Annotated in this window: 22 protein-coding genes; 7 read left to right on the forward strand and 15 right to left on the reverse strand. The window is 40.6% G+C overall.

All coding sequences use genetic code 11. The features are described 5' to 3' along the window. Positions 1–112: 112 nt before the first annotated feature. The 5 genes from BUA60_RS05800 to BUA60_RS05820 are packed head-to-tail and all read right to left on the reverse strand — an operon-like array spanning position 113 to position 3,253. The gene (locus tag BUA60_RS05800; RefSeq protein ID WP_072860725.1) at positions 113–901 is read right to left on the reverse strand and encodes a TPM domain-containing protein; all 789 of its coding nucleotides are present in this window, start codon (positions 899–901) and stop codon (positions 113–115) included. Then, positions 882–1,319: a TPM domain-containing protein gene (locus BUA60_RS05805; protein WP_072860726.1), complete on the reverse strand. Its 438-nt coding sequence runs from the start codon at positions 1,317–1,319 to the stop codon at positions 882–884. The genes BUA60_RS05800 and BUA60_RS05805 overlap by 20 nt, the downstream gene beginning before the upstream one ends. A 6-nt stretch (positions 1,320–1,325) precedes the next feature. After that, positions 1,326–1,925, reverse strand: coding sequence for a LemA family protein (locus BUA60_RS05810; RefSeq protein WP_072860727.1), 600 nt, complete (start codon positions 1,923–1,925; stop codon positions 1,326–1,328). A 21-nt stretch (positions 1,926–1,946) separates the two neighbouring features. Next, positions 1,947–2,276, reverse strand: a complete 330-nt coding sequence (locus BUA60_RS05815; RefSeq protein WP_072860728.1) for a MerR family transcriptional regulator — start codon at positions 2,274–2,276, stop codon at positions 1,947–1,949. Beyond that, positions 2,276–3,253 carry a M23 family metallopeptidase gene (locus tag BUA60_RS05820; RefSeq protein ID WP_072860729.1) on the reverse strand — a complete coding sequence of 326 codons (978 nt, stop codon included), beginning with the start codon at positions 3,251–3,253 and terminating at the stop codon, positions 2,276–2,278. Before BUA60_RS05820 ends, BUA60_RS05815 begins: the two co-directional genes overlap by 1 nt. Positions 3,254–3,357: 104 nt before the next feature. On the opposite strand from BUA60_RS05820, the gene alaS reads away from it, so the two are divergent. The 3 genes from alaS (at position 3,358) to BUA60_RS05835 (ending at position 7,636) form a co-directional block, all read left to right on the forward strand. Further along, positions 3,358–5,994 carry an alanine--tRNA ligase gene (gene alaS, locus BUA60_RS05825; protein ID WP_072860730.1) on the forward strand — a complete coding sequence of 879 codons (2,637 nt, stop codon included), beginning with the start codon at positions 3,358–3,360 and terminating at the stop codon, positions 5,992–5,994. Positions 5,995–6,076: 82 nt separating this feature from the next. After that, entirely contained in the window at positions 6,077–7,021 is a 945-nt protein-coding gene (locus tag BUA60_RS05830; RefSeq protein ID WP_072860731.1) for a GSCFA domain-containing protein, read from the forward strand. Positions 7,022–7,024: 3 nt separating this feature from the next. Then, positions 7,025–7,636: a DUF4230 domain-containing protein gene (locus BUA60_RS05835; protein WP_072860732.1), complete on the forward strand. Its 612-nt coding sequence runs from the start codon at positions 7,025–7,027 to the stop codon at positions 7,634–7,636. Positions 7,637–7,663: 27 nt separating this feature from the next. Here BUA60_RS05835 and BUA60_RS05840 read toward each other — a convergent pair whose 3' ends face one another. The 4 genes from BUA60_RS05840 to BUA60_RS22980 all read right to left on the reverse strand — a co-directional run bounded on the left by BUA60_RS05840 (position 7,664) and on the right by BUA60_RS22980 (position 11,795). Continuing rightward, the gene (locus BUA60_RS05840) at positions 7,664–8,929 is read right to left on the reverse strand and encodes an alpha/beta hydrolase family protein (RefSeq protein ID WP_072860733.1); all 1,266 of its coding nucleotides are present in this window, start codon (positions 8,927–8,929) and stop codon (positions 7,664–7,666) included. Positions 8,930–8,991: 62 nt separating this feature from the next. After that, entirely contained in the window at positions 8,992–10,743 is a 1,752-nt protein-coding gene (locus tag BUA60_RS05845; protein WP_072860734.1) for an aromatic amino acid hydroxylase, read from the reverse strand. 255 nt (positions 10,744–10,998) lie between these two features. After that, positions 10,999–11,559: a DUF4136 domain-containing protein gene (locus BUA60_RS05850; protein ID WP_072860735.1), complete on the reverse strand. Its 561-nt coding sequence runs from the start codon at positions 11,557–11,559 to the stop codon at positions 10,999–11,001. Positions 11,560–11,627: 68 nt separating this feature from the next. Continuing rightward, positions 11,628–11,795 (reverse strand): C1orf53 family protein, encoded by a 168-nt coding sequence (locus BUA60_RS22980; RefSeq protein ID WP_178346967.1) that lies wholly within the window; start codon positions 11,793–11,795, stop codon positions 11,628–11,630. 180 nt (positions 11,796–11,975) lie between these two features. Between BUA60_RS22980 and BUA60_RS05855 the strand changes: the two genes are divergently transcribed. From BUA60_RS05855 to hemL, 4 genes are read left to right on the forward strand one after another with little or no spacing between them, the layout of a single operon-like run. After that, complete coding sequence (locus tag BUA60_RS05855; RefSeq protein WP_072860736.1) at positions 11,976–12,314, forward strand: hypothetical protein; 339 nt, start codon at positions 11,976–11,978, stop codon at positions 12,312–12,314. A 2-nt stretch (positions 12,315–12,316) separates the two neighbouring features. Next, complete coding sequence (locus tag BUA60_RS05860) at positions 12,317–13,222, forward strand: 1-aminocyclopropane-1-carboxylate deaminase/D-cysteine desulfhydrase (RefSeq protein ID WP_084532490.1); 906 nt, start codon at positions 12,317–12,319, stop codon at positions 13,220–13,222. Continuing rightward, positions 13,219–14,067: a glucosaminidase domain-containing protein gene (locus BUA60_RS05865; protein WP_072860737.1), complete on the forward strand. Its 849-nt coding sequence runs from the start codon at positions 13,219–13,221 to the stop codon at positions 14,065–14,067. Before BUA60_RS05860 ends, BUA60_RS05865 begins: the two co-directional genes overlap by 4 nt. A 3-nt stretch (positions 14,068–14,070) precedes the next feature. Next, entirely contained in the window at positions 14,071–15,360 is a 1,290-nt protein-coding gene (hemL, locus tag BUA60_RS05870) for a glutamate-1-semialdehyde 2,1-aminomutase (protein ID WP_072860738.1), read from the forward strand. A gap of 74 nt (positions 15,361–15,434) precedes the next feature. On the opposite strand, the gene BUA60_RS05875 is transcribed toward hemL, so the two are convergent. The 6 genes from BUA60_RS05875 to BUA60_RS05900 form a co-directional block, all read right to left on the reverse strand. Next, positions 15,435–15,902: a hypothetical protein gene (locus BUA60_RS05875; RefSeq protein ID WP_072860739.1), complete on the reverse strand. Its 468-nt coding sequence runs from the start codon at positions 15,900–15,902 to the stop codon at positions 15,435–15,437. A gap of 234 nt (positions 15,903–16,136) precedes the next feature. Beyond that, a complete protein-coding gene (locus BUA60_RS05880; RefSeq protein ID WP_072860740.1) occupies positions 16,137–16,316 on the reverse strand; it encodes a hypothetical protein in 180 nt (59 codons plus the stop codon). Positions 16,317–16,456: 140 nt separating this feature from the next. Further along, positions 16,457–16,642 carry a hypothetical protein gene (locus tag BUA60_RS05885; RefSeq protein WP_072860741.1) on the reverse strand — a complete coding sequence of 62 codons (186 nt, stop codon included), beginning with the start codon at positions 16,640–16,642 and terminating at the stop codon, positions 16,457–16,459. Between the two features lie 218 nt (positions 16,643–16,860). Beyond that, complete coding sequence (locus BUA60_RS05890; RefSeq protein WP_072860742.1) at positions 16,861–19,362, reverse strand: zinc-dependent metalloprotease; 2,502 nt, start codon at positions 19,360–19,362, stop codon at positions 16,861–16,863. A gap of 334 nt (positions 19,363–19,696) precedes the next feature. Next, positions 19,697–21,127 (reverse strand): SLC13 family permease, encoded by a 1,431-nt coding sequence (locus BUA60_RS05895; protein WP_072860743.1) that lies wholly within the window; start codon positions 21,125–21,127, stop codon positions 19,697–19,699. Positions 21,128–21,222: 95 nt separating this feature from the next. Beyond that, a complete protein-coding gene (locus tag BUA60_RS05900; protein WP_143153120.1) occupies positions 21,223–22,662 on the reverse strand; it encodes a PKD domain-containing protein in 1,440 nt (479 codons plus the stop codon). Positions 22,663–22,692 lie beyond the last annotated feature (30 nt).

The raw sequence follows: 22,692 nt of genomic DNA on the forward strand, positions 1-22,692 counted from the left end.
TTAAGTTTTTACATCGAACTCTCGATCGCTTATTACCAAATTTTCAAATTAACTCATTTTCAAATTAAGTAATTGCTACATTAATTCCTTGATATATTAGTACATTAAATCATTACCAACTCCCTGAAGAACCACCGCCACCAAAGCCGCCGCCACCGAAGCCTCCTCCAAAGCCGCCGCCACTTCCAAAACCACCGCCCGAAGACCCTGATCTATAGCCGTCCCGGCCCATATTGCTGAGTACAATAATGTCCCAAAGGTCCATGCCCTTACGATTGCCTCCTTTGCCACCACCTCTTCTCCCCTTGTTGGAAAGTATAATGAGAATCACTATAAAAATGATGAATGGGAGTAAGGTCTGAAATGGGAATCCAGGACTTTTGTCAAAACTGCGATCTTCCTTGAATTCTCCATTGAGCACGTTAAAAATGGCATCCGCTCCTTTGTTGAGTCCGTCATAATAGCTGCCCTTCTTGAATTCTGGGATAATGACGGTTTCTATAATACGTTTGGAAAGTGCGTCCGTTAAGAGCGGTTCTATACCATAACCTGTATTGATGGCAATCTTACGGTCGTCCCTGGCCAGCAGAATTAAAATGCCGTTATCCTCCTTGGCCTGTCCTATTCCCCAGGCATGTCCCCAGTTAGCACCTAGAAAGTTGATGTTTTCCCCTTGGGTAGAGGAGATAATGGCGGTTACGATCTGGGTGGAGGTACTGTCCGAATAACGGATCAACTTTTGTTCCAGGCTAGTTTTTTGTTCGGCAGAAAGTAAATTTATATAATCATAAACACTGGTTTGATCCTGAAGTTTTGGTTTTTCGGGAATTTTAAATTGGGCAACAGTTATGGAGAAGCTGCATAATACCAGGAATAAAAGACTACCCTTTAGATACTTCATTGCTTAATTCGTTGGTGTTGTTGTGTTGCCATGGAAAATGGGTTTCCAATTCTTTGCCGGCCATGAGTATACCTTCAATGATACCTTGTTTAAAATCGCCTTTTTTAAAATGATTTTCTAGAATCGTTTTGGTGTTGTCCCAAAAATTATCGGGTACTACCCGGTTTATGCCCTTATCGCCATAAATCACAAACTTCTTGTCGTGTACGGCAATGTAGATCAATACCCCATTTTCTTCTTTGGTATTGTCCATTTTTAAATAGTGGAATACTTCTTGGGCACGTTCAAAATGGGGCTTATTGGACATGGGCTCAATATGTACCCTTATTTCCCCGGAAGTATTTTTTTCGGCCTCTACAATAGCATTCACTATTTCCAATTCCTCATTGGCCGTTAAAAAATCTTCTACTTTGGACATCTTGTTTTAGTTGAATTCGAAATTCACGTCTGGAGCCTGTTCCGCACCTGCTTCCGATTTAAAGTACGCCAGTTCATCAAAATTAAATAGACCTGCCAATACAGAATTTGGAAAGGTTTTTATGTGATTGTTATAGGGCAAGACGCTTTCGTTAAAGCGATTTCGTTCTATGTTTATTCTGTTTTCGGTGCCTTCCAATTGGGACTGTAGTTCCAGAAAATTTTGATTGGCCTTAAGGTCTGGGTAACGCTCTACGGTTACCAAAAGACTTTTCAGGGCGCCGCTAAGTCCGCCTTGTACCTCATTGAATTTTGCAAGTTGTTCAGGGGTAATATTGGTGGGGTCTATGCTGACCGAAGTAGCTTTGGCCCTGGCCTCTATCACAGCGGTAAGGGTGCCTTTTTCAAAATCTGCCGCACCTTGTACCGTCTTAACGAGGTTGCCAATAAGATCGTTACGTCTTTGGTAGGCGCTTTCAACATTGGCCCATGCCTGGGTAGAGGTCTCTTTGAGTTTAACAGCTGTGTTGTTAAAACCCACGGCCCATTGGTACAAGCCTATTCCTAAAACAGCAAGAATAATTACTGGAATTAACCATTTTTTCATGATCGGTGTATTTAGTGTTAATTATAGTTGGTTCTTTATTTTGATCAGTTCTGCCTTGACCTTTTCCAATTTTTGAATTACATCAAAGGTAGACAAGGTCTTTAATTTATCCTCCTTTAAATGGATTTTGGCTCCTTCTAGGGTAAAACCCCGTTCTTTTACCAAATGATAGATAAGTTGCAGGTTTTTAATGTCCTGGGGGGTGAATTTTCTATTGCCCTTAGCGTTTTTTTTAGGCTTAAGCACATCGAACTCCTTCTCCCAAAAACGGATAAGCGAGGTGTTCACATCAAAGGCTTCGGCCACTTCACCAATGCCATAATATCGTTTTTCCGGAAGATCTATATGCATTAATCCAGGGATTGGTTTTCTTGGTTCGCGTATTTCAACATATTTTCGAATTCTTCCGCGGTTAAACTGCCGTAGTAGAAGTTAATGGGGTTAATGCGTTCGTCATCTTTCCAAACCTCATAATGTAAATGGGGCGCTTCCGATCTACCGGTACTACCCACAAAACCGATTAGGTCCCCTCTTTTTACCTTTTGGCGGGCCTTGACGTTATACTGACTTAAATGACCGTAAAGGCTCATATATCCATAACCGTGATCTATTCTTATATGTTTGCCGTAACCTGAGGCATTATTGTCCGCACGGGTAACCGTACCATCACCGGAAGCGTAAATAGGCGTTCCCTTTGGTGAGGTAAAATCCATACCCCAGTGCATTTTTCTAGCTTTGGTAAATGGGTCCGAACGCCAACCGTATCCTGATGCCATCCGTGTAAGGTCTTCATTTTTTATGGGCTGTATGGCCGGGATTGCTGCCAATAATTTTTCTTTCTCCTCTGCCAGTTTGGTAATCTCATCCAAGGATTTGGATTGTATCACCATTTGTTTTTGAATTATGTCCAGCCTTTTGGTGGTGGCGATAATCATTTCGGAATTGTTGAATCCTTCCAGGGATTTGTACCTGTTTACCCCTCCAAATCCAGCTCTTCTCTGTTCTTCGGGTATGGGGTTGGCCTCAAAATATAATCGGTAGATATTATTGTCCCTGTCTTCAATATTCGCCAGCACATTTTCAATCTGCTCCATTTTTTTGCCCAGCAATTCGAACTGAAGTTCATAGTTTTTTACCTCCCTTGCCAAGGAAAGTTCGCGCGGGGTGTTTACCAAATTGGTATTCAAAAGTAATATTAGGCCTAAAAATCCAAATAGAAACGACCCTAGAAAAAATAGAGCAATATTTCTAAATCTTCTGGATTTTTTGGGTTCTATCTTACGGTAAGATAGGGTGTCCGGGTCGTAATAATATTTTACCTTAGACATGTATCTAATTTATCCTATTTTTGTGGTCATGTTTATAGATAACTTGCAAATTTGCAAATTGTTTTCTAACAACCGTTAAATATATAAAAAGCTTACCAATTTACATGAAATCCCAAGAAATTAGAGCCAAGTTTTTAGAATTTTTTAAGGAAAAATCCCATAAAATTGTTCCTTCTGCACCAATGGTTATCAAGGATGATCCAACTTTGATGTTTACCAATGCGGGCATGAATCAGTTTAAGGAGTTTTTTCTGGGAAACTCAGTACCCAAGTACAATCGTGTGGCCGATACCCAAAAATGTCTTAGGGTAAGTGGAAAGCATAACGACTTGGAAGAGGTAGGGAAGGATACCTACCATCATACGATGTTCGAAATGTTGGGGAACTGGAGTTTTGGGGATCCTGCCCGTCCGGCAGTCGGGTACTTTAAGGCCGAGGCCATTGCCTGGGCATGGGAGTTTTTAACCGAGGTGTGTAAGATTGATAAGGACAGCCTTTACGTAACGGTCTTTGAAGGAAGTAAGGATGCCGACCAACTGGGGCAAGATAAGGAAGCCTTGGAGCTTTGGAGTAAAATAGTGGCCAAGGACAGGATACTTTTTGGGAACAAGAAGGATAATTTTTGGGAAATGGGAGACCAAGGACCTTGTGGGCCCTGTTCCGAAATACATGTAGATATCCGTTCCGCCGAGGAAAAGGCAAAGGTGTCTGGGGCTGCTCTTGTAAACCAAGATCATCCACAGGTCGTGGAGATTTGGAACTTGGTTTTTATGCAGTACAATAGGAAGGCCAACGGACAATTGGAGGCCTTACCTTCCAGGCACGTAGATACAGGAATGGGCTTTGAGCGTTTGTGTATGGTAATGCAGGGGGTGCAATCCAATTACGATACCGATGTTTTTACACCTATTATAAGGGAGATAGAGACCATCACCAATACCAAATATGGAAAGGACGAAGATATTAATATTGCCATAAGGGTAATTGCCGATCATATCAGGGCGGTATCCTTTTCCATAGCAGACGGACAATTGCCCAGTAATACAGGCGCGGGCTACGTAATCCGCAGAATTTTAAGAAGGGCCATACGTTATGGATTTACCTTTCTAAACACCAAGGAACCTTTTATGTTCCAATTGGTAAAGGTGCTTTCCGAAACCATGGGGAAATCCTTTCCTGAACTTAAGGACCAACGACAGTTGATAGAAAATGTGGTCAAGGAGGAGGAACATTCCTTTTTAAAGACTTTGGACCAGGGATTATTATTGTTGGATAATATTGTAGCTGAGAATAAAGACAAAAAAATAGACGGCAGAAAAGCTTTTGAGCTATACGATACGTTCGGATTCCCCATAGATCTTACTGCACTTATTTTAAGTGAAAGGGGTTATGAGCTGGATGAAAAAGGTTTCGAAACTGCCATGAAGGAGCAAAAGGACCGTTCCAGATCGGCTTCCGAAGTGTCCAAAGAAGATTGGATCGTGCTTGCCGAAGATCCGCAGCAGGAATTTGTGGGCTATGATAATTTGGAAACTTCGGTAAAAATTGTAAAATATAGAAAAGTAACTTCCAAAAAAGAAGGGGAGCAATATCAGATCGTATTCAACCTAACCCCGTTTTATCCCGAAGGTGGGGGACAGGTTGGGGACAAGGGGTATTTGGAAGCCCCCAATGGAGATGTGGTTTACATTTTGGATACCAAAAAGGAAAACAACGAGATTGTTCATTTTGCAAAAAATTTACCCAGGAATACTGGGGATAAATTTAAGGCGGTGGTAGATGAAAAACAGCGTAGGAGAACCGAATGTAATCATACGGCTACGCATTTATTGCACCAGGCCCTACGTGAAATATTGGGAACGCATGTGGAACAAAAAGGTTCGGCGGTGCATTCCAAATACCTGCGATTCGATTTTTCCCATTTCGCGAAACTCACTACGGATGAATTGGTAGCCATAGAAAGTTTTGTTAATGCGCGCATAAGCAATGCGCTACCTTTGGAGGAACAACGAAATGTGCCCATGGAAAAGGCCTTGGAGCAAGGGGCAATGGCGCTGTTCGGGGAGAAATATGGCGATGCGGTCAGAACCATTCGCTTCGGTCAATCCATAGAACTTTGTGGGGGTACCCATGTACGGAATACGGCCGATATCTGGCATTTTAGAATTAGGTCGGAAGGGGCCGTGGCAGCAGGCATACGCAGAATAGAGGCTATAACCTCCGATGCTGTCAAGGACTTTTATTCCGAAAGTAATAATACCTTGATGGAGATTAAGGAGCTTTTGAACAATTCCCAGGAACCTGTTAAGGCTTTGGCTGCATTGCAGGAGGAAAATTTAAGATTGAAGAAAGAGGTGGAAAACCTCTTAAAAGAGAAAGCTAAAAATTTGAAGGGAGAGTTGCTCAATGAACTTGTTGAAGTAAACGGAATTCAATTCTTGGCCAAGAAGGTGGATTTGGATGCCGCAGGAATAAAGGACATTTCCTTTGAGATGGGCCAGAATAGGAAGGACCTATTTTTACTTTTCGCTTCGGAGAACGATGGGAAAGCCCTTTTGTCCTGCTATATCTCCAAAGAGTTGGTAGCCGAGAGGAAATTAAATGCCGGAACCATAGTGCGGGAGCTTGGAAAGTACATTCAAGGTGGCGGGGGCGGACAACCGTTTTTTGCTACTGCCGGAGGTAAGAATCCAGCTGGTATAGCAGAGGTGCTAGAGAAAGCCAAGGCCTATATTGTTTAGGACGATAATAGGAATCCCAATAGTCTTATAACCCTAAAGTGGCCTGGAGTTGCCTTAGGTTGGCAATGCTTAAAATTGAATCATGAAACTTCAAACACAAGTACCTCTTAATAAAGCTACAAATCAAATTGATTATAGTAGTCAGCTTGTAGTGTTGGGGTCTTGTTTTGCCAACAATATAGGGGATAAGCTAGCTTACTATAAATTTCGGGCATTACAGAATCCGTTCGGAATTTTATTTCATCCTTTGGCCATTGAAAATTTAATTTCTAGGGCTATTCAACAGAAGCAATACACGGAGGAAGAGGTGTTTTTTTTGAACGAGCGCTGGCAGTGTTATGACGCACATTCCGATTTGTCCTCTGTTACAAAGGAGGAATTACTCGGTAGCCTAAATTCGGGCTTATTGGAAACCAAATTATGGATAGCCAAAGCTTCCCATATATTTATAACCTTAGGGACAGCTTGGACCTATCAATTGAAGGAGAGTGGAAAGGAAGTTGCCAATTGCCATAAGGTTCCTCAGTTAGCTTTTCAGAAACAACTACTGTCAATAGAACAAATCAATCAAAGTCTAGAGGCAATTATACATCAAATTGGAGTGGTAAATGAAAAGGCCAAGATTGTTTTTACGGTTTCCCCAGTACGTCACCTAAAGGATGGTTTTGTGGAAAATCAACAAAGTAAGGCACATTTGATTAGTGCGGTTCACCATATAATAAAAACAGGGAATGCCTCGTATTTTCCGAGTTATGAACTAATGATGGACGAACTTCGGGATTATCGCTTTTACGGGAATGATATGGTGCATCCTAATGATCTGGCGGTTAACTATATCTGGGAAAAATTTAAAACCGTATGGATTTTGGAAAATTCCTATAGCGCCATGGATGAAGTGGTGGCTGTTCAAAAAGGACTACATCACCGACCTTTTAGCCAAGAATCGGAAAAACACAAGGAGTTCCTTAAGACACTTGATAAAAAAATTGCGAACCTTCAAAAGGAATATCCTTTTATGAAATTTTAGTACATGAAGAAAATATTGATAGGAGTAATCCTGACATTGGCAGCGGTGCTTATTTTTCGTTCCTGTTCGGAGGAGAAAGAGAAGAAGTCCATTTTAAAGGAGAATTCAATGCTTATTCAGGAACAGATCAATAACGTTTCCAAATTGATCGTTACCGAAGGGCACTTTGCCGAGGTATACAACTATAAAGATTCCCAGCAATTATTTGGTCCCTTGATTACTGCCGATAAAAAAGCATTGGTGGTGGTCAATGCCGAGGTGACCGTTGCCTATGACCTAAGTCTGATAAAATTTGACATTGACGAGGAAACCAAGACGTTGCGCATAATTAGTATCCCGGAACCGGAAATTAAGATTAACCCAGATTTTGAATACTACGATGTTACTTCGGATTATCTAAACCAGTTCAATGCAGAAGACTACAACAAAATAAAACGCAATGTTAACGCATCCCTACTGAAAAAAATAGAGGCCTCTACATTAAGGTCCAATGCACAGAACCGACTCCTTAGCGAGCTGTCCAAATTTCTGGTGCTTACCAATTCCATGGGTTGGACGTTGACTTATGGGGATAGGGACATCCAAAATTTTGAGGAATTAAAGTTGTTGGAATAAATTGGTTCTGAATGGAATGGATTGCCATTATTTCACAAAGGCATTTGCCCATTTAATATAGTTTTCCCAGTCATAGTCCGTAACATCGTGCTTGCCTGTTCTTATGTGGTAGGAGACGGTATTGTGGATGGGTTCATTTGGCATTGGCATTTCCTTGGTTTCTATTCCTTTTTTCCCGTACAAGTGGTAAACCTGCGTGGCATAATGTGAGGATAGGAATTCGCCCCTGGGGTCGGCCCATTGATCCTCTTCTGCGCTGGCAACATAGAGCGGCCTTGGTGCAATAAGGGCCAAAAGTTGGTGTTGATCCACGGGCAAGGCCTCTTCATTGTCACCGTACTGATTGAAATTGTCACAAAACCAGTGTGGAAACCTATCGTTTATGACCGCTATGGTCTCCCCAAATTTACGTTTGGAAAGGGCGGCGCCCCCGCAGCCAGAGTTGTTTGAAATTACCCCGGCAAACCTTTCGTCCGTGGCTCCGGCCCAAAGCGATGTTTTTCCCAGTCGCGAATGGCCGAAGGCAATCACTTTGGAAGCGTCTATATCAGCGTCTTTTTCAAAATAATCCAACGCTCTTACCATGCCCCAGCTCCAAGCAGCAATACTGCCCCATTCGGCAGGTTTGGGCTGATTTTGGCCATGTTGATACAAGAGGGGATGTATACCGTCAGAGAAATCATTTTTATCCGGGTCTACTTCACCATAATAAATGGTAGCCAGGCCATAACCGGCATCCAATATTTTTTCCACTGCCCAGCGATGGGTTCTTTTTCCCCTAGACGCCTCGGTCAAGGTGTTGTTTTCGATCCCGAATGATTCATTGTTATTGGCCCAAGCCGATGAAATTATTACAGCTTTATCCTCTGTGATGGTATGGTTTCCATAAAAATTATAGCCCAAAAAAATGGGAGCCTTTACTTTATTTTTCGGCAGATAGAGTAAAATGGTATAACTCAAAGTTTTGCCTTTCTTCTTAAAAGTAAGTTCTACCTGCTTGCGCTTGGCTTTTCCGTTAAGGGCATTGTTGTCCTCCTCTAAAATGGCATAGGAGTTTATCTTAAGTTTTTTGGGTAACTTACCGTATATGTCGTTCTCAAAAAAACGAAGTAGCTCTGGCCTTCTTACTTTTTCCCATTTTTTTACCGAATTAATTGTATAACCGCTAAAAGTCAGTAGCGGATCGAGCACCTCAAAGGAAGGGACCTTGCTTTCTTCATAATTGGTTTGGGAACTGCCTATGAACATGGATAGGAAAAAAAATATGGACAGGGAATAGGGTAATAGCTTCATTTTAGGTCGATTAATGGTCGGACCATAAATATAGGGATTACAATTGAAAATAATATTGCTCTTTAAATTACCAAGTTTTTGTCCACCAGACCAAATCCGTCGTCTATTAGATGTCCCAATTGCGGTTTTTGGTGTTTAAGGGCTTCCAAGTGAGCTTTCAGTTCTTTGGCAAAACTTATATCGTCATTATTTTTTGCCAATTCGTACAATTCAACCGCAAGCAACCAATCTTCTGGATGGTTGGCTTTTATTTCCTGGAAAACCTTGTTTCTGGAGATAGTTACGTTTTTACCTTCCCTGAATTCCCTGACCTGCTTGTATAACTGTTCCAATTGTTTCCTTTTTTCAGTTTTGACCGATTTTATGGTGGTGTCGGTTACTTTGTGCGTAACCAGATCGAAACTCTGCAAATCCGCGGGTCCATTGAAAACGGAAACAATGTTTTCTCCTACGGCCATATGATAAAGTCCCCAATCTGGTCTAAAGAGCACTTTTTCTTTGTGGGTAACCGTGCAATTTGTCAAGGTAATCAGAATAATTTCTCCCTTTAGGTTTCTGGTGCCCGTAATAATTTCCCCGGAAACTTTAATGTCTCCGATGAATTCGAGCTCTACCACTTCACCTTCATAGATATTGTAGGCCTTTAAATCTCGGGGACTCATATCCTCTATAGCAAGATTTATACCTTTCAATTTTCCTATGGGCGAACCAAAACCTTTGGGATGTTGTTTAATGCCGTGCCCTATCAATTCCTTTTCACGGTAGGCAAGGGCTGTATTGCCTTTGGTCTGTAGGTAGACCGGTTTTCCTTCATGGGCAATGGCACTTTCAAAATGCCCAGATATTTGCAGGCCTGTGCTTAGCTCCACGGTACCCATTTCCTTGGAGTTGATAAGTTTTTCCAGGCCACTTAGGCCACCGCGTCTCAAGGACATGGTGTTGGCAAATTCCTCCAGCACTTGGTTTAGATAGGCAAAATCCGGAGTAACAAAAAGCTGGGGCTGAGGTTGGGTTATGTCGAAGGAAGTATGTGCTGCCTCTATGGAATACGGAATCTTCTTAACCTTATTGGTCATACACCAAGCACTTTCCCCAATAGAGGAAAGTAAACCCGCACCATATATTCTTGGTTGGTCCACAGTGCCGATCAGCCCGTATTCCACGGTCCACCAATGAAGGTTTCTAATCAGGGCCATTTCACTGGGTTCCCCCATATTCAATTGCAGGTCTTCAATTTTCTTTTGGGCCTTATCTATTTCTTCTTGAGGGGTGCCTTCGGCCTCCTTTATAATGGACAAATGTCTTACGGCCTCGTATAGTTCGTAATCCTTGGCACTGGAAATGGCCTTTGATCCTATTTCCCCAAACCTGCGCAGGTATTCTGCGTATTCCGGATTGGCAATGATTGGGGCATGCCCAGCTCCTTCGTGTATAATATCGGGTGCGGGGGTATATTCAATATGTTCCAATTGTCTAATATCCGAAGCTATTACCAAAACATTGTAAGCTTGGAATTCCATAAAGGCAGAAGGGGGAATAAAGCCATCCACGGCCACGGCCGCCCATCCTATTTCCTTCAAAATACGGTTCATACCGTACATATTGGGAATATAATCTATGGAAATCCCCGTTTTGTTTAGGCCCTCCAAATAGCTTTTATGGGCCACCTTGCTTAAATAATCTACATTTTTTCGCATTACATAACGCCAAACCGCCTGATCTATAGGGGAATAATCCTCATAATTCTGCGGTTTTATATACTGCTTCAAATGTTTGGGAAGCTTATCCAGAATGTAGTTGCTTTTAAAAGACATAGATGGTGTTTTAATCCTTCTTAAAGATACAAAATGCACCCATGGTCCCCAAGTATCAACTCGAGTAATTATATGACTAATCAAGGTAATGGACCAATAAAATATGTTAATGGCAGCCAATGTTTTTACGGCATCAATTTTTGGAATGTGGCTAAAAAAAATTCCCTTCTGAATATGAAGGGAATTTGGGAGAATTTAATCTAAAAACTTACCCAAATATACTCTAAGTAATGGGAGTTTTTTAGGGGCAAATGTTTAATTCATAGCTGATCCGGGAGGATAGGCTTCCAATATTTCAGAAACGAATTCTTGTATCCTTTTCTCTTTCTTTTCCATATTTCTAATGTTGTTCAAGGTGCCAACACCCCTACCTTGCCAGACCAGTTCCTTGTTCTTGGCGTCTATGATGTCTATATATAGGGATCCTTCTGTCCTTGTGCTAACATTGTTTCCTCCGTAATATGGAGATCCCCAATAAAATGGAGACCAACCCCATCCGTAGAAGCCGGCGCCCCAATAGTTGCTGTACACATCTACCTGTTGTCTTTCCTTGGTGAAAATGCTTAATAACATATCGGGATTTTCAGATTTCACGAAACCTTTTGAGCTCATTTCGGCATCAATGGCCTTTAATATTCTCTTTTTGTCCAAATCGGAGATCTGGGCCTTGTCTATCCCAGTTTTATAAAAGGCATAGGTTTTGAACGAATTAAAATTTGCTTCTTTATCATAATCCGATAATACACGTACCGATGTACAGGAACTGGCGAAGAGCAGTACCAAGATCGGAACGACTAAAAGTTTAATTTTTTTCATAGCTATTATATTTGAATTAGTACTTGTGATATTCAATCTAATTGAGCTCAAAAATCATGCCGAATACCTTAGTTTCGGTGCTGTGCATTAGTTTTTTGATTGTAGCCGTAGGGGCAATGTCTACAGCCGCTTTCACAACAATACCCCCTTTTTAGGTGATATTGTTTTGTAAAAACTTTGTATCCTTCCTCTGAAAGGTAAAAATCCCCTTCCTCCAATGGTATAATTTTCTTCATTGACGTAAATTTATGGGATTTATGCCAAATAATTTAAGGTGGTCAGTTAAGTGGGGGTAATTTAACAGAGTTTAGCATACTTTTTGTATTTGAACCTATTTTGTTCGTAGTAAGTCGATTATGAAAAGATTTTATGAAGCTCCCTGTTATCTTTGATAGGCGTGATATTTATCCGATAGAATGATTTTAGTTTTTAAACATGTTTTTTACAAGAACTATGTGGGACTCTCCTTTTGGCCCTTCATTATTTTGAAGAACTCTTCTTTAAAAAAGGACGCCACGCTACTTAATCACGAAAAAATACACCTAAGACAGCAACGCGAACTATTGATAGTACCCTTTTATTTTTTGTATCTGTTGGAAGGTATTATTAGGTATCTTATGTATTTTGATGCTTATAAGGCCTATCAAAATATCAGCTTTGAAAGGGAGGCCTACGATAATGAAACCAATTTATATTATCTACAGGAAAGAGGGACTTTTAGTTTTATTAAATATCTTTGGGGCCAAAAGCCTTAGGCGTGCAGGGAATAAATCAGGAAGTAGACCTTTCTATTTTAAGTAAAAAACAGGTTACCTTGGTGGTAAAAAGGGAAGACCTGTTACACCCGTTTATTTCTGGCAATAAATACCGAAAACTTAAATACAATATTTTGGAGGCCAAGCAAAGGGGCTTGGATACCATTTTAACTTTTGGTGGCGCCTATTCCAACCACATTGCCGCCACTGCCTATGCTGGAAATTTATACGGTATTAAGACCATAGGTGTAATTAGGGGGGAAGAATTAAGTGAAAATTGGATGCTTAATCCAACCTTGGCGGAGGCCCATCGGCATGGAATGGATTTTAGATTTATTTCTAGGGAGGCTTATAGGCGCAAATCGGAATCCACATTTTTGAAGCTGTTGGATAAGGATTTGGGCCCTTATTACTTGATTCCCGAAGGAGGTACCAATGTGCTTGCCGTTAAGGGTTGTGAGGAAATATTGACGCCACAGGACCGGGATTTTAATGTGCTCTGTTCTAGTGTAGGAACAGGTGGAACCTTGGCCGGGATTATCAATTCATCCCTTAGTTATCAGAGAATTATAGGCTTTCCCGCACTGAAAGGTGATTTTTTAAAGAAAGATATTCGTAATTTTACAGCCAAAGAAAACTGGGAAATCAATACCGATTATCATTTTGGGGGTTATGCCAAAGTTTCTGAAGCGCTTATAGAGTTTATTAATTATTTTAAAGAAAAGACCAATATTCCTACAGATCCCATTTATACGGGAAAGCTTTTGTTCGGCATTTTGGATTTGGTGAAAAATGATTATTTTATACCAGGAACCAAAATTTTGGCAATACACAGTGGTGGTTTACAGGGGATAACAGGAATGAATTTAGTTTTGAAAAAGAAGAATCTTCCATTAATAAAAGTATGATAAAAAGAATAGCTATAACTACAATTTTGGGTTTGTTCCTAGTGAGTTGCGGTGTTAAAAAGAGAACGACCTATGCTAAAAAGCCAGATCCACGGACTACTTCAACTACGACTAGGCCGGAGACCAAACCCGTAAGCGAATCCAAAAGTGAGGATGCTTATGCCTTGCCAGAGGACAATGGCAAATTTGTAAAGTTTACGGTCAATTCTACCGAGGAATATATTGAGACCTTTGCGGAAATCGCCCAATTTGAAATGAAAGCTTATGGGATACCTGCAAGCATTACCTTGGCACAGGGCATCCTGGAAAGTGGAGCGGGAAGAGGGGTCCTGGGCGCCAAGACCAATAATCACTTCGGAATAAAATGCCATACAGGTTGGGAAGGGGATTATGATTTTCATGATGATGATGAAAAAGGGGAATGTTTTAGGAAATATAATCATCCCATGTACTCCTTTAGGGACCACAGTATATTCTTATCTTCCCGGGCCAGGTATGCTTTTTTGTTCAATTTGGACCATGATGACTATAAAGGCTGGGCCTACGGTTTAAAAGAGGCCGGTTATGCAACGGATCGTAAATATCCCCATAAGTTGATCGCACTCATAGAGCGCTATGAATTGGATAAATATGACAGGACGGTTGTAAAGTCAGGGGGCATTGTAAAAAAGGAACCGAAACAGTACGAACATAAAATTCATGTAGTGCAAAAGGGAGATACCCTATATTCCATTTCCAAACGCTACTTTGTCTCCATCCCGGAATTGATGAAGTTGAACAATATGAACAATAGCAATTTGGCAGAAGGCCAAAAATTGACGGTAAAATCTGAAAAAATTAGATAATCTATGATTTATAGAAGAAGCAGTGCTTTGTTTGCTGAAGCACAGCGTTATATTCCTGGAGGGGTAAATTCCCCTGTTAGGGCCTTTAGGGCCGTTGGGGGAAATCCTGTATTTGTAAAGGAAGCCAAAGGGGCATATTTGTACGATGAAGATGGTAACAGATTAATAGATTACATTGCATCTTGGGGTCCGTTGATTTTGGGTCATGCCTATGCTCCCGTAATAGATGCCGTTATTGAGAAGGCAAAAAAGGGTACCTCCTTCGGAATGCCAACAGAAATAGAAACCCAATTGGCAAAGCTTGCGGTTTCCATGGTTCCGAATATTGATAAGATTCGTTTTGTAAACAGTGGTACGGAAGCCTGTATGAGTGCCGTTCGTTTGGCCAGGGGATTTACTGGAAAGGACAAAATAATAAAGTTCGCCGGATGCTATCACGGTCATTCGGATTCATTTTTAATTCAAGCCGGAAGTGGAGCGGTTACCTTTGGTAGTCCCAATAGTCCAGGGGTTACCCAGGGCACTGCAAAGGATACTCTTTTGGCGGTTTATAATAACCTTGAAAGTGTAAAAGCCTTGGCTGCTGCCAATAAAGGAGAAATTGCCGCCATTATAATTGAGCCCGTAGCTGGTAATATGGGGTGTATTATTCCGGAAGAAAATTTTATTAAGGGATTGCGTGAACTTTGTGACCAAGAGGATATATTGCTGATTTTTGACGAGGTTATGACCGGATTCAGATTGGCAAAAGGGGGTGCCCAGGAGGTATTGGACGTAGATGCCGATATTGTTACTTTTGGAAAGGTAATTGGAGGTGGATTGCCTGTTGGTGCTTTTGCGGCCAGAGAAGAGATTATGGGGCATTTGGCTCCGGATGGTCCGGTTTATCAGGCAGGAACACTGAGTGGAAACCCCTTGGCAATGAGTGCCGGATTGGCCATGTTGACCGAATTGAACAATAACCCTGAAGTTTTTAGAAGTTTGGCCGATAAGACCAAATACCTTGGGAAGGGAATGGCACAGGTATTGACCGATAATAATATTCCTTTTCAGATGAATAGATTCGGATCCATGATCTCAATACATTTTACAGAAGAACCAGTGGTGGATTTTGAATCCTCTGCCAAAGGGAACAATGCCATTTTTAAGAAATATTTCCACGGTATGTTAAATCAGGGAATATATTTGCCGCCAAGTGCGTTTGAGAGTTACTTCTTAAACGATGCCCTAAGTTATGAAGATTTGGATGAGACCATTGCTGCACTCTCCAATATTGCCAAAGATCTACATTGATCGGTAAAATACAAAAGGCTAAATAGACACTACTTTGTCTATTTAGCCTTCCATATTCTGGAGGGAAAAAAGTTTTATTTCTTTCCGGACCTTTTCTCATTGCCGTCCATTCCTCTGCCTTTTCTATGACCTTCCCTGTTTTCTTTCATCTTTTCCCATTTCATATATTGCTCTTTGCTCAATATTTTCTTCATCTTTTCTTTTTGGGCTATCTGATGATCCAGCATGGCTGTTTTCATGGCATAACGCTCCTCAGAAGTTAATTTTTTGGCCTCACCGCTTTCTTTTCTAGCCTTCATTTCATTCATTTTCTCTGAACGCTTTACGGCATTTTCCAAGTTTAGACTTTGAATTTCCTTTTGTTGGGCTTCTGTGAGGTCTAGGGCCAAGGTCATCTGCTTCGTCTGCAGGGTGGCAATTTGTTCAGGAGTCATATCTCTCATATCGCTTCTGTGACCTCTGTCGCCTCTTTCCCTTTCTGGTTTTTGTGCCATGGCGGTTATCCCGGCCATTAATACCACTAATACAATTAATTTTTTCATATTATTTATTATTTACTGTTTTGTATATAGGACAATATGATATAGGATTGGTTTAATGGAAACGCTTGTTTTAGGGCAATTTTAACAGATGGCCTATGTGAATATGGGAAGTATAGTTGTTATAGCGACAGAAATTATGGGATCCCTCTGGATTGCAATTAGAGGTATTGGCCAATAAAAAAGGGCATAAACCTAGGTTTATGCCCTTTTTCAAAACAAATTATTGGATTGTTGTTATTGTACGTTTATGAATTGATTATCTGAGTTATCGGCCAAAGCTTCGATGGTCACTTCTGATTTCTCGATGGAAATAAGGTCTTTATTTACTTCGGTATTATCGGAAAGATTATTGTAAACCAATGCAGATACCAAAAAACAAATAAAATATAAGAGACTTTTTATTTTGTAGGACATAGATTTGGGGTTTTTTATTATACCTCTAAGATATATAATCTATTGCCTCCAAATTGACCAATGTTGCGAAACCTATTTAAAGCTGTTGTAAAAAGACCAATATTTGTGGTCATGAAATTCAATGAAATGTACAGGTGGGCTTATTCCTGTATTTTTTCCAGTTTTGCGAGTTTATGGTCAAGATCCAAATTATCGGATTGTAACTGTATGATTTCGGCCGAATCCCTATTGTTTTTATTGTTATTTTCGGGCTCCAAGGTATAGTACAAGACAGCCGACGCTACAAAACAAACAAAATACAATAAGCTTTTAATTTTATAAGACATAGATTGGGGGGTATTAATAAAGGTCTGAAAGTAGGAAAAATATTAAATGGCGGAAAATAAATATTGTTAAATTTTACATTTAATCGTCAAAAGGTATCCGTTCAACGGAAAAATCTGTGAATTAGGCCTAAAAAAGGGCTATCCCTAAAGATAGCCCTATCCATTTATGTTCAAAGTTACTTTTATTACTTTTAAGGTATTCCTTGAGTTATGATCATTTAACTGTTGGGATCCAAAATCAATTCGATCCGTTCCACTGCATCCTGTAAATGATACTTGCTCATAGGATCTACAGTCCTGTTGATTGCGTTTTTAAGGTCGCTTCTAAGAATATTCAACTCCGCCCGTGCAATGGATCGAATATCGGACTGACTAGTATTGATTGGGGTGGATTTTTGGTATCCTCCGAAATCTCCCTTTTTGCTTTCGTTTTCAGCGGTCATCAAATAGGCCAGCCTTTCAATATGTGCCTTCTGAAGATTTCTTCTATAGGTGTCAATTTTCTTCCCATTTCGGGTTTCGGACCATAGTCCTTTTCTAAGGTCGCCCATCATTTCCAATAGGGAATACGCATCTGTGCCGTTGAGAGTTTGGTTCTCTATCATTCTGGCCAGTTTTCCCAAACTCAAAATATTATCCAGCGTTTTAACTTGTAGGCTTCTTATGCGCTCTACGGAACCCGAATACTCTATTTTATTAAAAATGTTGGGTACGATCAGCCATTCCGGGGTTTGGAACAATTGTTCCTGAACAAATAGCAGGCAGTTTTTTTGATGCTCCCTATCTACAGGAGTGTATACGGCTCCTTCCTGATCATAGGTCTTATAATGCTCATAAACACCGCCAATATTGTTGCTGACATGTCCCATATATCTATTGAATTGGGAAATTACCTGGCCGTACATGGTGTCTAGATCATCATACTCCTTACCTTTTTCGGACGTCCAGTCAATTAATTTTGGAGTTATTCTCTTTAAATTTTCAATGCCATACGCACTTGCCTTAATAGCATCGTCCCCCAAATCCTCTGTCTGTGAACTGGGATCAACTACATCCCCCACTTGCTGGTGTCCAAAGCGGTATAGCGGATTGCCCGCATGTTCTAGAATCCAACTGTCCAAGGTTTCCTTTTCTTCCTTGTCGGATTTGTCCAATATAGGTCGGTATCCCCAACCAATGGCATACTTATCGTATATTCCAATATCTGGCATTAGGGCCACACCCTCGTCTCCGGGTTGGGCAATATAGTTAAAGCGGGCATAGTCCATAATAGAAGGTGCCGTACCATACTTTTTGGTAAAGGAAGCAGAGCGGAGAGAATCTACAGGATAGGCTACGCTACTGCCCATATTGTGTGGTAGTCCAAGTGTATGGCCAACCTCGTGCGCTGACACAAATCTAATTAGACGACCCATAACCTCATCCTTAAAGGCAACACCCCTGGCATCTGGGTTAATGGCCGCTGTTTGTACAAAAAACCAATTTCTTAACAAGGTCATTACATTATGGTACCAGTTAATATCGGATTCCAATATTTCACCAGTTCTAGGGTCGCTTACATGCGGTCCATTGGCGTTGGGAATAGGAGAGGCCAAATAGCGAACTACGGAATAACGCACGTCTTCTGGCGACCATTCCGGGTCTTCTTCGGGAGTTGGGGGATCCTTGGCCAAAATGGCGTTTTTGAAGCCGGCCGCTTCAAAAGCAACTTGCCAGTCCTCTATTCCCTGCTTTATAAAGGGAACCCAACTTTTAGGTGTAGCCCTATCTACATAATACACAATGGGCTTTTTGGGTTCTACAAGTTCGCCGTTTTTAAATTTTTCAATATCCTCATCCTTCACTTCTAGCCTCCAACGGTCTAGAAAACGCACGGTTTTGCTCTCTTGTGCATCCAGCCCATAATCTACCTGGCCCCGGGCAAACCACCCTACCCGTTTATCAAAATAACGGCGTTTCATGGGTTCTTCCGGGAGTAAGATCATGGAATTGTTTATTTCGATGGAAATGGACCCCAAACTTTCATTGGAAGGGGGATTACTTGCCACATAGGTCTTTACATGTCTTGCCTCAATATTTAGGGGGTAACTTTTTAGGGTGCTTATATAACTTCTGGAGTCATCCAAACGTGAGACCTTATATTCTTTACGGTAATGTTCCGGCATGCCTAGCGCATTTACATCTTTCTCAAAAAGATCGTTCACTTGGATTACTGTGGCGGGATGCAAGCTATCTTTTTTAAATGCCTTTATATCGAAGGAATACAGAACAGGTTCAAAATTGGAATTTACCACGGCTTCACTTACCGGTAGTGAATCGGCCGCAACAATATCATAGCTTACTACCCTAAGTAGGACCTTTTTAGGTAACTTTTCCCATTTAAGTACTTTGGTATTTATTTTTCCCCCTCCAAAGCCAATGCCGGTAGCCGTTTTGGAAATTCTGCTAACCATGAGCATTTCCTTGTTAAAAAGGGAGTCCGGTATTTCGTAGTAATGATTATCTTCTACTATATGCACATCAAAAAGGCCCTTATCCGTTTTTGCATCTTTGGTGATTACCTTTTCATAGGATTCTATTTCTCCTTTTTTAGATTTTTCCTTGGTGTCGGAAGATTCGGTTTTTGTGTTCTTCTTTTTAAAGATTTGTGCTTCAGCAGTATGGTAGCATCCTATAAGCAAAAATGGTAATAACGCCTTCGCGAGTAAATTTTTAATCATATTCCGGGCAATTTTTATGAATTCTTGTAATCTTTCAAAGAACTAAAAATAATTTAAATTCTGGAAGTGGATTTGGATTATTGCCCAATTATAAAATAATTAACGGAATTATGGGTCTTTCTGAATCTAAGGACACCAATTCTTGTATTATATCAGTAAAAAGAAAAAAAATCACCGACAGTCTGTAACATTTTTAGATTTTACTAGTCTATTTTAATAGAGAATTTCTTTTTATAGTTTAATTGAATTTAGCATGTGTAAAGTCTTTGTGGTAGCAAAGGCTTTACTTTTGTTATGACTTTTCCGTTACTTTTAGTGTAATGTAACCTCTGACTCAGAAAATCATGGGGATTACGAATTGAAACAATAGGATCAGCAATAACACAGAGATAAGGTTAAGTACAATTCCTACCCGTGCCATTTGATATACCTTTATATACCCACTGGCAAAAACTATGGCATTGGGAGGGGTGGCCATGGGCAGCATAAAGGCGCAGCTACTCGCTATAGTTACCGGAATCAATAAATAGAGTACAGGAACCCCAAGACCTATAGCTATACCTGCAACTACTGGGGCAAGCACTGCAACCAAGGCTACATTGCTCATTAATTCTGTCATGAAAAGCATTAATAGAATTAGCAGGGATGCCGTAAATAGTATGCTTATTTCGCTAGTGGAAATAGCATTTGCCACCATATCTACAATACCGCTTGTAGACATGCCCTCTGCCAGGGCCAGTCCACCACCGAATAATATCAAAATTCCCCAGGCCAATTTTTCGGTATCGCTCCAACCAATGATAAAATCACCTTTTTTAAGGTTAAATGGAATTGCAAAAAGGGAAACCGCGGCTATCATGCTTATGATTGTGTCCGATAGTCCCAGGGACGGAAATATACTGTTGATCAGTGTTCTAAAAATCCATAGGAAGACCGTTATTCCAAAGATGGTAAGCACCATTTTTTCTTTACGGCTCGTAGGTCCCAATTTTTTTAATTCTTCCTGAATAATCTCCTTGGAGCCTGTAAATTTTAATTGCTTATTGGGAAAAAACCATTTTACAAGGACAAGATAACATATGGTTACCAGGATGATTGAAAATGGTAATCCAATAACCATCCATTTAAGAAAGGAGATTTCAATATTGTATTCGTTTTCCAGTAAACCAATTAAAATTGAATTTGGAGGGGTGCCAATAACCGTAGCAATACCTCCTGCGTTTGCAGAGAATGCAATCCCCAACATTACATTGAGGGCAAAATTACGATCGTCCTTGGTAAAGCCATCGGCGTCGTTTATTAAAAGCCCAATGACGGACATGGCAATAGGAAGCATAACCACGGTACTTGCCGTATTGCTGATCCACATGCTTAAAGCTGCCGTAGCGATCATAAACCCCAGGACTACCTTGTTCGGTGTGGTACCCGTAATTTTTATGATATTGAGGGCAATACGTTTGTGCAAGTTTACTTTTTCCAGGGCCAAAGCCATTACGAAGCCTCCAAAAAACAGAAAAATGATGGGACTACCATAGTTGGCACCTACCTCGTTGATGGGCATGATTTTTAATAGGGGAAACAATATAAGGGGCAGCAAGGCCGCCACTGAAATGGAAACGGCTTCGGTTATCCACCAGACTACCATCCAAACTGCCACGGCCATTACGGCATCGCCTTTTTCGGAGACCAGGGTATGGGGTAAGTTTAAAAGAATAAAAAAAAAGATGGGGCCTAAGAATAATCCTAATTTTTTGCTCAAATCCATATGGGAGGTTTATGGTCTTCTAAACTAGGTTATTTCTGCCATTTATAAAAATGTAAACTGATTAGTTGCTTTAGTTTTTTTGACTTTGATTCTTGTTAATTGAAAATCGTCTCCAAGTGTACCAAATTTAGGTCCTTGTCCACCGCGCCATAAAATATTTTTATGACGGCCAGTTCACCTATGGTAAGTATAGTATCGGTAGTTCGGTAACCGGCCACAAAAAATAATCTATTGTTTATTTCCAGTATTTCAGGAATAAAGGTTCCCTTGTACTGTAATTTCTTTATTTCAGTACCGGTTGGGTCGAATTTGCGCAAATAGCCATCACCAGTTGAGATTACAAAGGTATCTCCCAAGGAGATCATTGCTTGTATTTTATTGTCCACATTGAAATAGTGGGTTTTAAGTTGGTTTCCGTCCGAATCCATTACGTTGAGCTCGCCATTTCCATAGGTGGCCAGGTTGCCGTTGGACAATTGTATGAGGTGATAGGAGCCATTTAAAAGGTTGGCTTCGGTTATATGCGTTCCCAATACGGAATTACTGAGGACTACCGTTTTTGTTACGGCCAAATTAGTGTCGAAAAAAACCAGAATTGGGCTATAATTACTAATGAAGGGTAGGGTATTATTCTTGTTGAAGGTGGCTCCAAAAGCTATATATCCATTGGTTGTCTTGATCATGTCTGTCAGCACGGCATTATTGGATCCAACAGTTTTAAACTGTACATCGAAGGCATCACCATTCGCATTCCTTTTTTCAATAACTGCTTTATAGGTGCCGTTGTCTTTTTGCGTTCCATAGAATATATAATTTACATCCTCCTTCAAATAACCATAAAGGTATTTGGTAGCAGAACTTAAGGTAGATGTTAGGGCCCAATTGTTATTGAGGGTAATTTCCTGAGACCCGTATAATTCTGGAAGCGTACGGGAAAAATGGATGTTCTTATTACCGTTGCCCAGAAAGTTGACATAGGCATTTTCAGTGTTGAATTGTTGGTCGGCTATAAAATTGGAGGTTGGTATAAGATCCATGCCAATTTCTTTGTAGTAGAATTTGGACATGGTCAGGTTTACAAGATCCTCGGTTTTTTCCAGATAGAATATATTGCCGTTCACAGGGTCAATGCCCATCTCTATTGGTATCCCATTGTATCCAAGGGGAATTTCTGGAAACCTGTAATAGGATTCGACTGGGGTTTCCACAAAAATTGTTTTGGTAAAGGTTTTACTATGTTTTTGGTCATCGTAGACAACAAGGGTAATGGTATAACTGCCTCCCTGCTGATAGGTTACGGAAGGGCTTTCTTGGTTGCTTATTTCATTATTGCCAAAATCATAGGAAAAAATAACGGCATTTTCGGAACAATTGGTCAATTGTAAAGTTTCTCCAAGGGCTATGGTATCCGTGCTTACCGTAAAACAGGCCGTCAAGTCTATTTCCTCTTCGGGAATGTTGCCCTCCTTATCGTCCTCCTTGGTACAGGAAAGCGCAAATATTGACATGAAAATAATGGCGTAGAAGTGCTTCATACTAAATAGATTTGGGATCTATTAGTATTA

Source organism: Arenibacter palladensis (genome assembly GCF_900129275.1).
GTDB lineage: Bacteria > Bacteroidota > Bacteroidia > Flavobacteriales > Flavobacteriaceae > Arenibacter > Arenibacter palladensis.

Excerpts from the sequence above, each read along its gene's own strand:
- BUA60_RS05800 (WP_072860725.1), bottom strand. The coding sequence starts at position 901 with ATGAAGTATCTAAAGGGTAGTCTTTTATTCCTGGTATTATGCAGCTTC.
- BUA60_RS05805 (WP_072860726.1), bottom strand. The coding sequence starts at position 1,319 with ATGTCCAAAGTAGAAGATTTTTTAACGGCCAATGAGGAATTGGAAATA.
- BUA60_RS05810 (WP_072860727.1), bottom strand. The coding sequence starts at position 1,925 with ATGAAAAAATGGTTAATTCCAGTAATTATTCTTGCTGTTTTAGGAATA.
- BUA60_RS05815 (WP_072860728.1), bottom strand. The coding sequence starts at position 2,276 with ATGCATATAGATCTTCCGGAAAAACGATATTATGGCATTGGTGAAGTG.
- BUA60_RS05820 (WP_072860729.1), bottom strand. The coding sequence starts at position 3,253 with ATGTCTAAGGTAAAATATTATTACGACCCGGACACCCTATCTTACCGT.
- alaS (WP_072860730.1), top strand. The coding sequence starts at position 3,358 with ATGAAATCCCAAGAAATTAGAGCCAAGTTTTTAGAATTTTTTAAGGAA.
- BUA60_RS05830 (WP_072860731.1), top strand. The coding sequence starts at position 6,077 with ATGAAACTTCAAACACAAGTACCTCTTAATAAAGCTACAAATCAAATT.
- BUA60_RS05835 (WP_072860732.1), top strand. The coding sequence starts at position 7,025 with ATGAAGAAAATATTGATAGGAGTAATCCTGACATTGGCAGCGGTGCTT.
- BUA60_RS05840 (WP_072860733.1), bottom strand. The coding sequence starts at position 8,929 with ATGAAGCTATTACCCTATTCCCTGTCCATATTTTTTTTCCTATCCATG.
- BUA60_RS05845 (WP_072860734.1), bottom strand. The coding sequence starts at position 10,743 with ATGTCTTTTAAAAGCAACTACATTCTGGATAAGCTTCCCAAACATTTG.
- BUA60_RS05850 (WP_072860735.1), bottom strand. The coding sequence starts at position 11,559 with ATGAAAAAAATTAAACTTTTAGTCGTTCCGATCTTGGTACTGCTCTTC.
- BUA60_RS22980 (WP_178346967.1), bottom strand. The coding sequence starts at position 11,795 with ATGAAGAAAATTATACCATTGGAGGAAGGGGATTTTTACCTTTCAGAG.
- BUA60_RS05855 (WP_072860736.1), top strand. The coding sequence starts at position 11,976 with ATGATTTTAGTTTTTAAACATGTTTTTTACAAGAACTATGTGGGACTC.
- BUA60_RS05865 (WP_072860737.1), top strand. The coding sequence starts at position 13,219 with ATGATAAAAAGAATAGCTATAACTACAATTTTGGGTTTGTTCCTAGTG.
- hemL (WP_072860738.1), top strand. The coding sequence starts at position 14,071 with ATGATTTATAGAAGAAGCAGTGCTTTGTTTGCTGAAGCACAGCGTTAT.
- BUA60_RS05875 (WP_072860739.1), bottom strand. The coding sequence starts at position 15,902 with ATGAAAAAATTAATTGTATTAGTGGTATTAATGGCCGGGATAACCGCC.
- BUA60_RS05880 (WP_072860740.1), bottom strand. The coding sequence starts at position 16,316 with ATGTCCTACAAAATAAAAAGTCTCTTATATTTTATTTGTTTTTTGGTA.
- BUA60_RS05885 (WP_072860741.1), bottom strand. The coding sequence starts at position 16,642 with ATGTCTTATAAAATTAAAAGCTTATTGTATTTTGTTTGTTTTGTAGCG.
- BUA60_RS05890 (WP_072860742.1), bottom strand. The coding sequence starts at position 19,362 with ATGATTAAAAATTTACTCGCGAAGGCGTTATTACCATTTTTGCTTATA.
- BUA60_RS05895 (WP_072860743.1), bottom strand. The coding sequence starts at position 21,127 with ATGGATTTGAGCAAAAAATTAGGATTATTCTTAGGCCCCATCTTTTTT.
- BUA60_RS05900 (WP_143153120.1), bottom strand. The coding sequence starts at position 22,662 with ATGAAGCACTTCTACGCCATTATTTTCATGTCAATATTTGCGCTTTCC.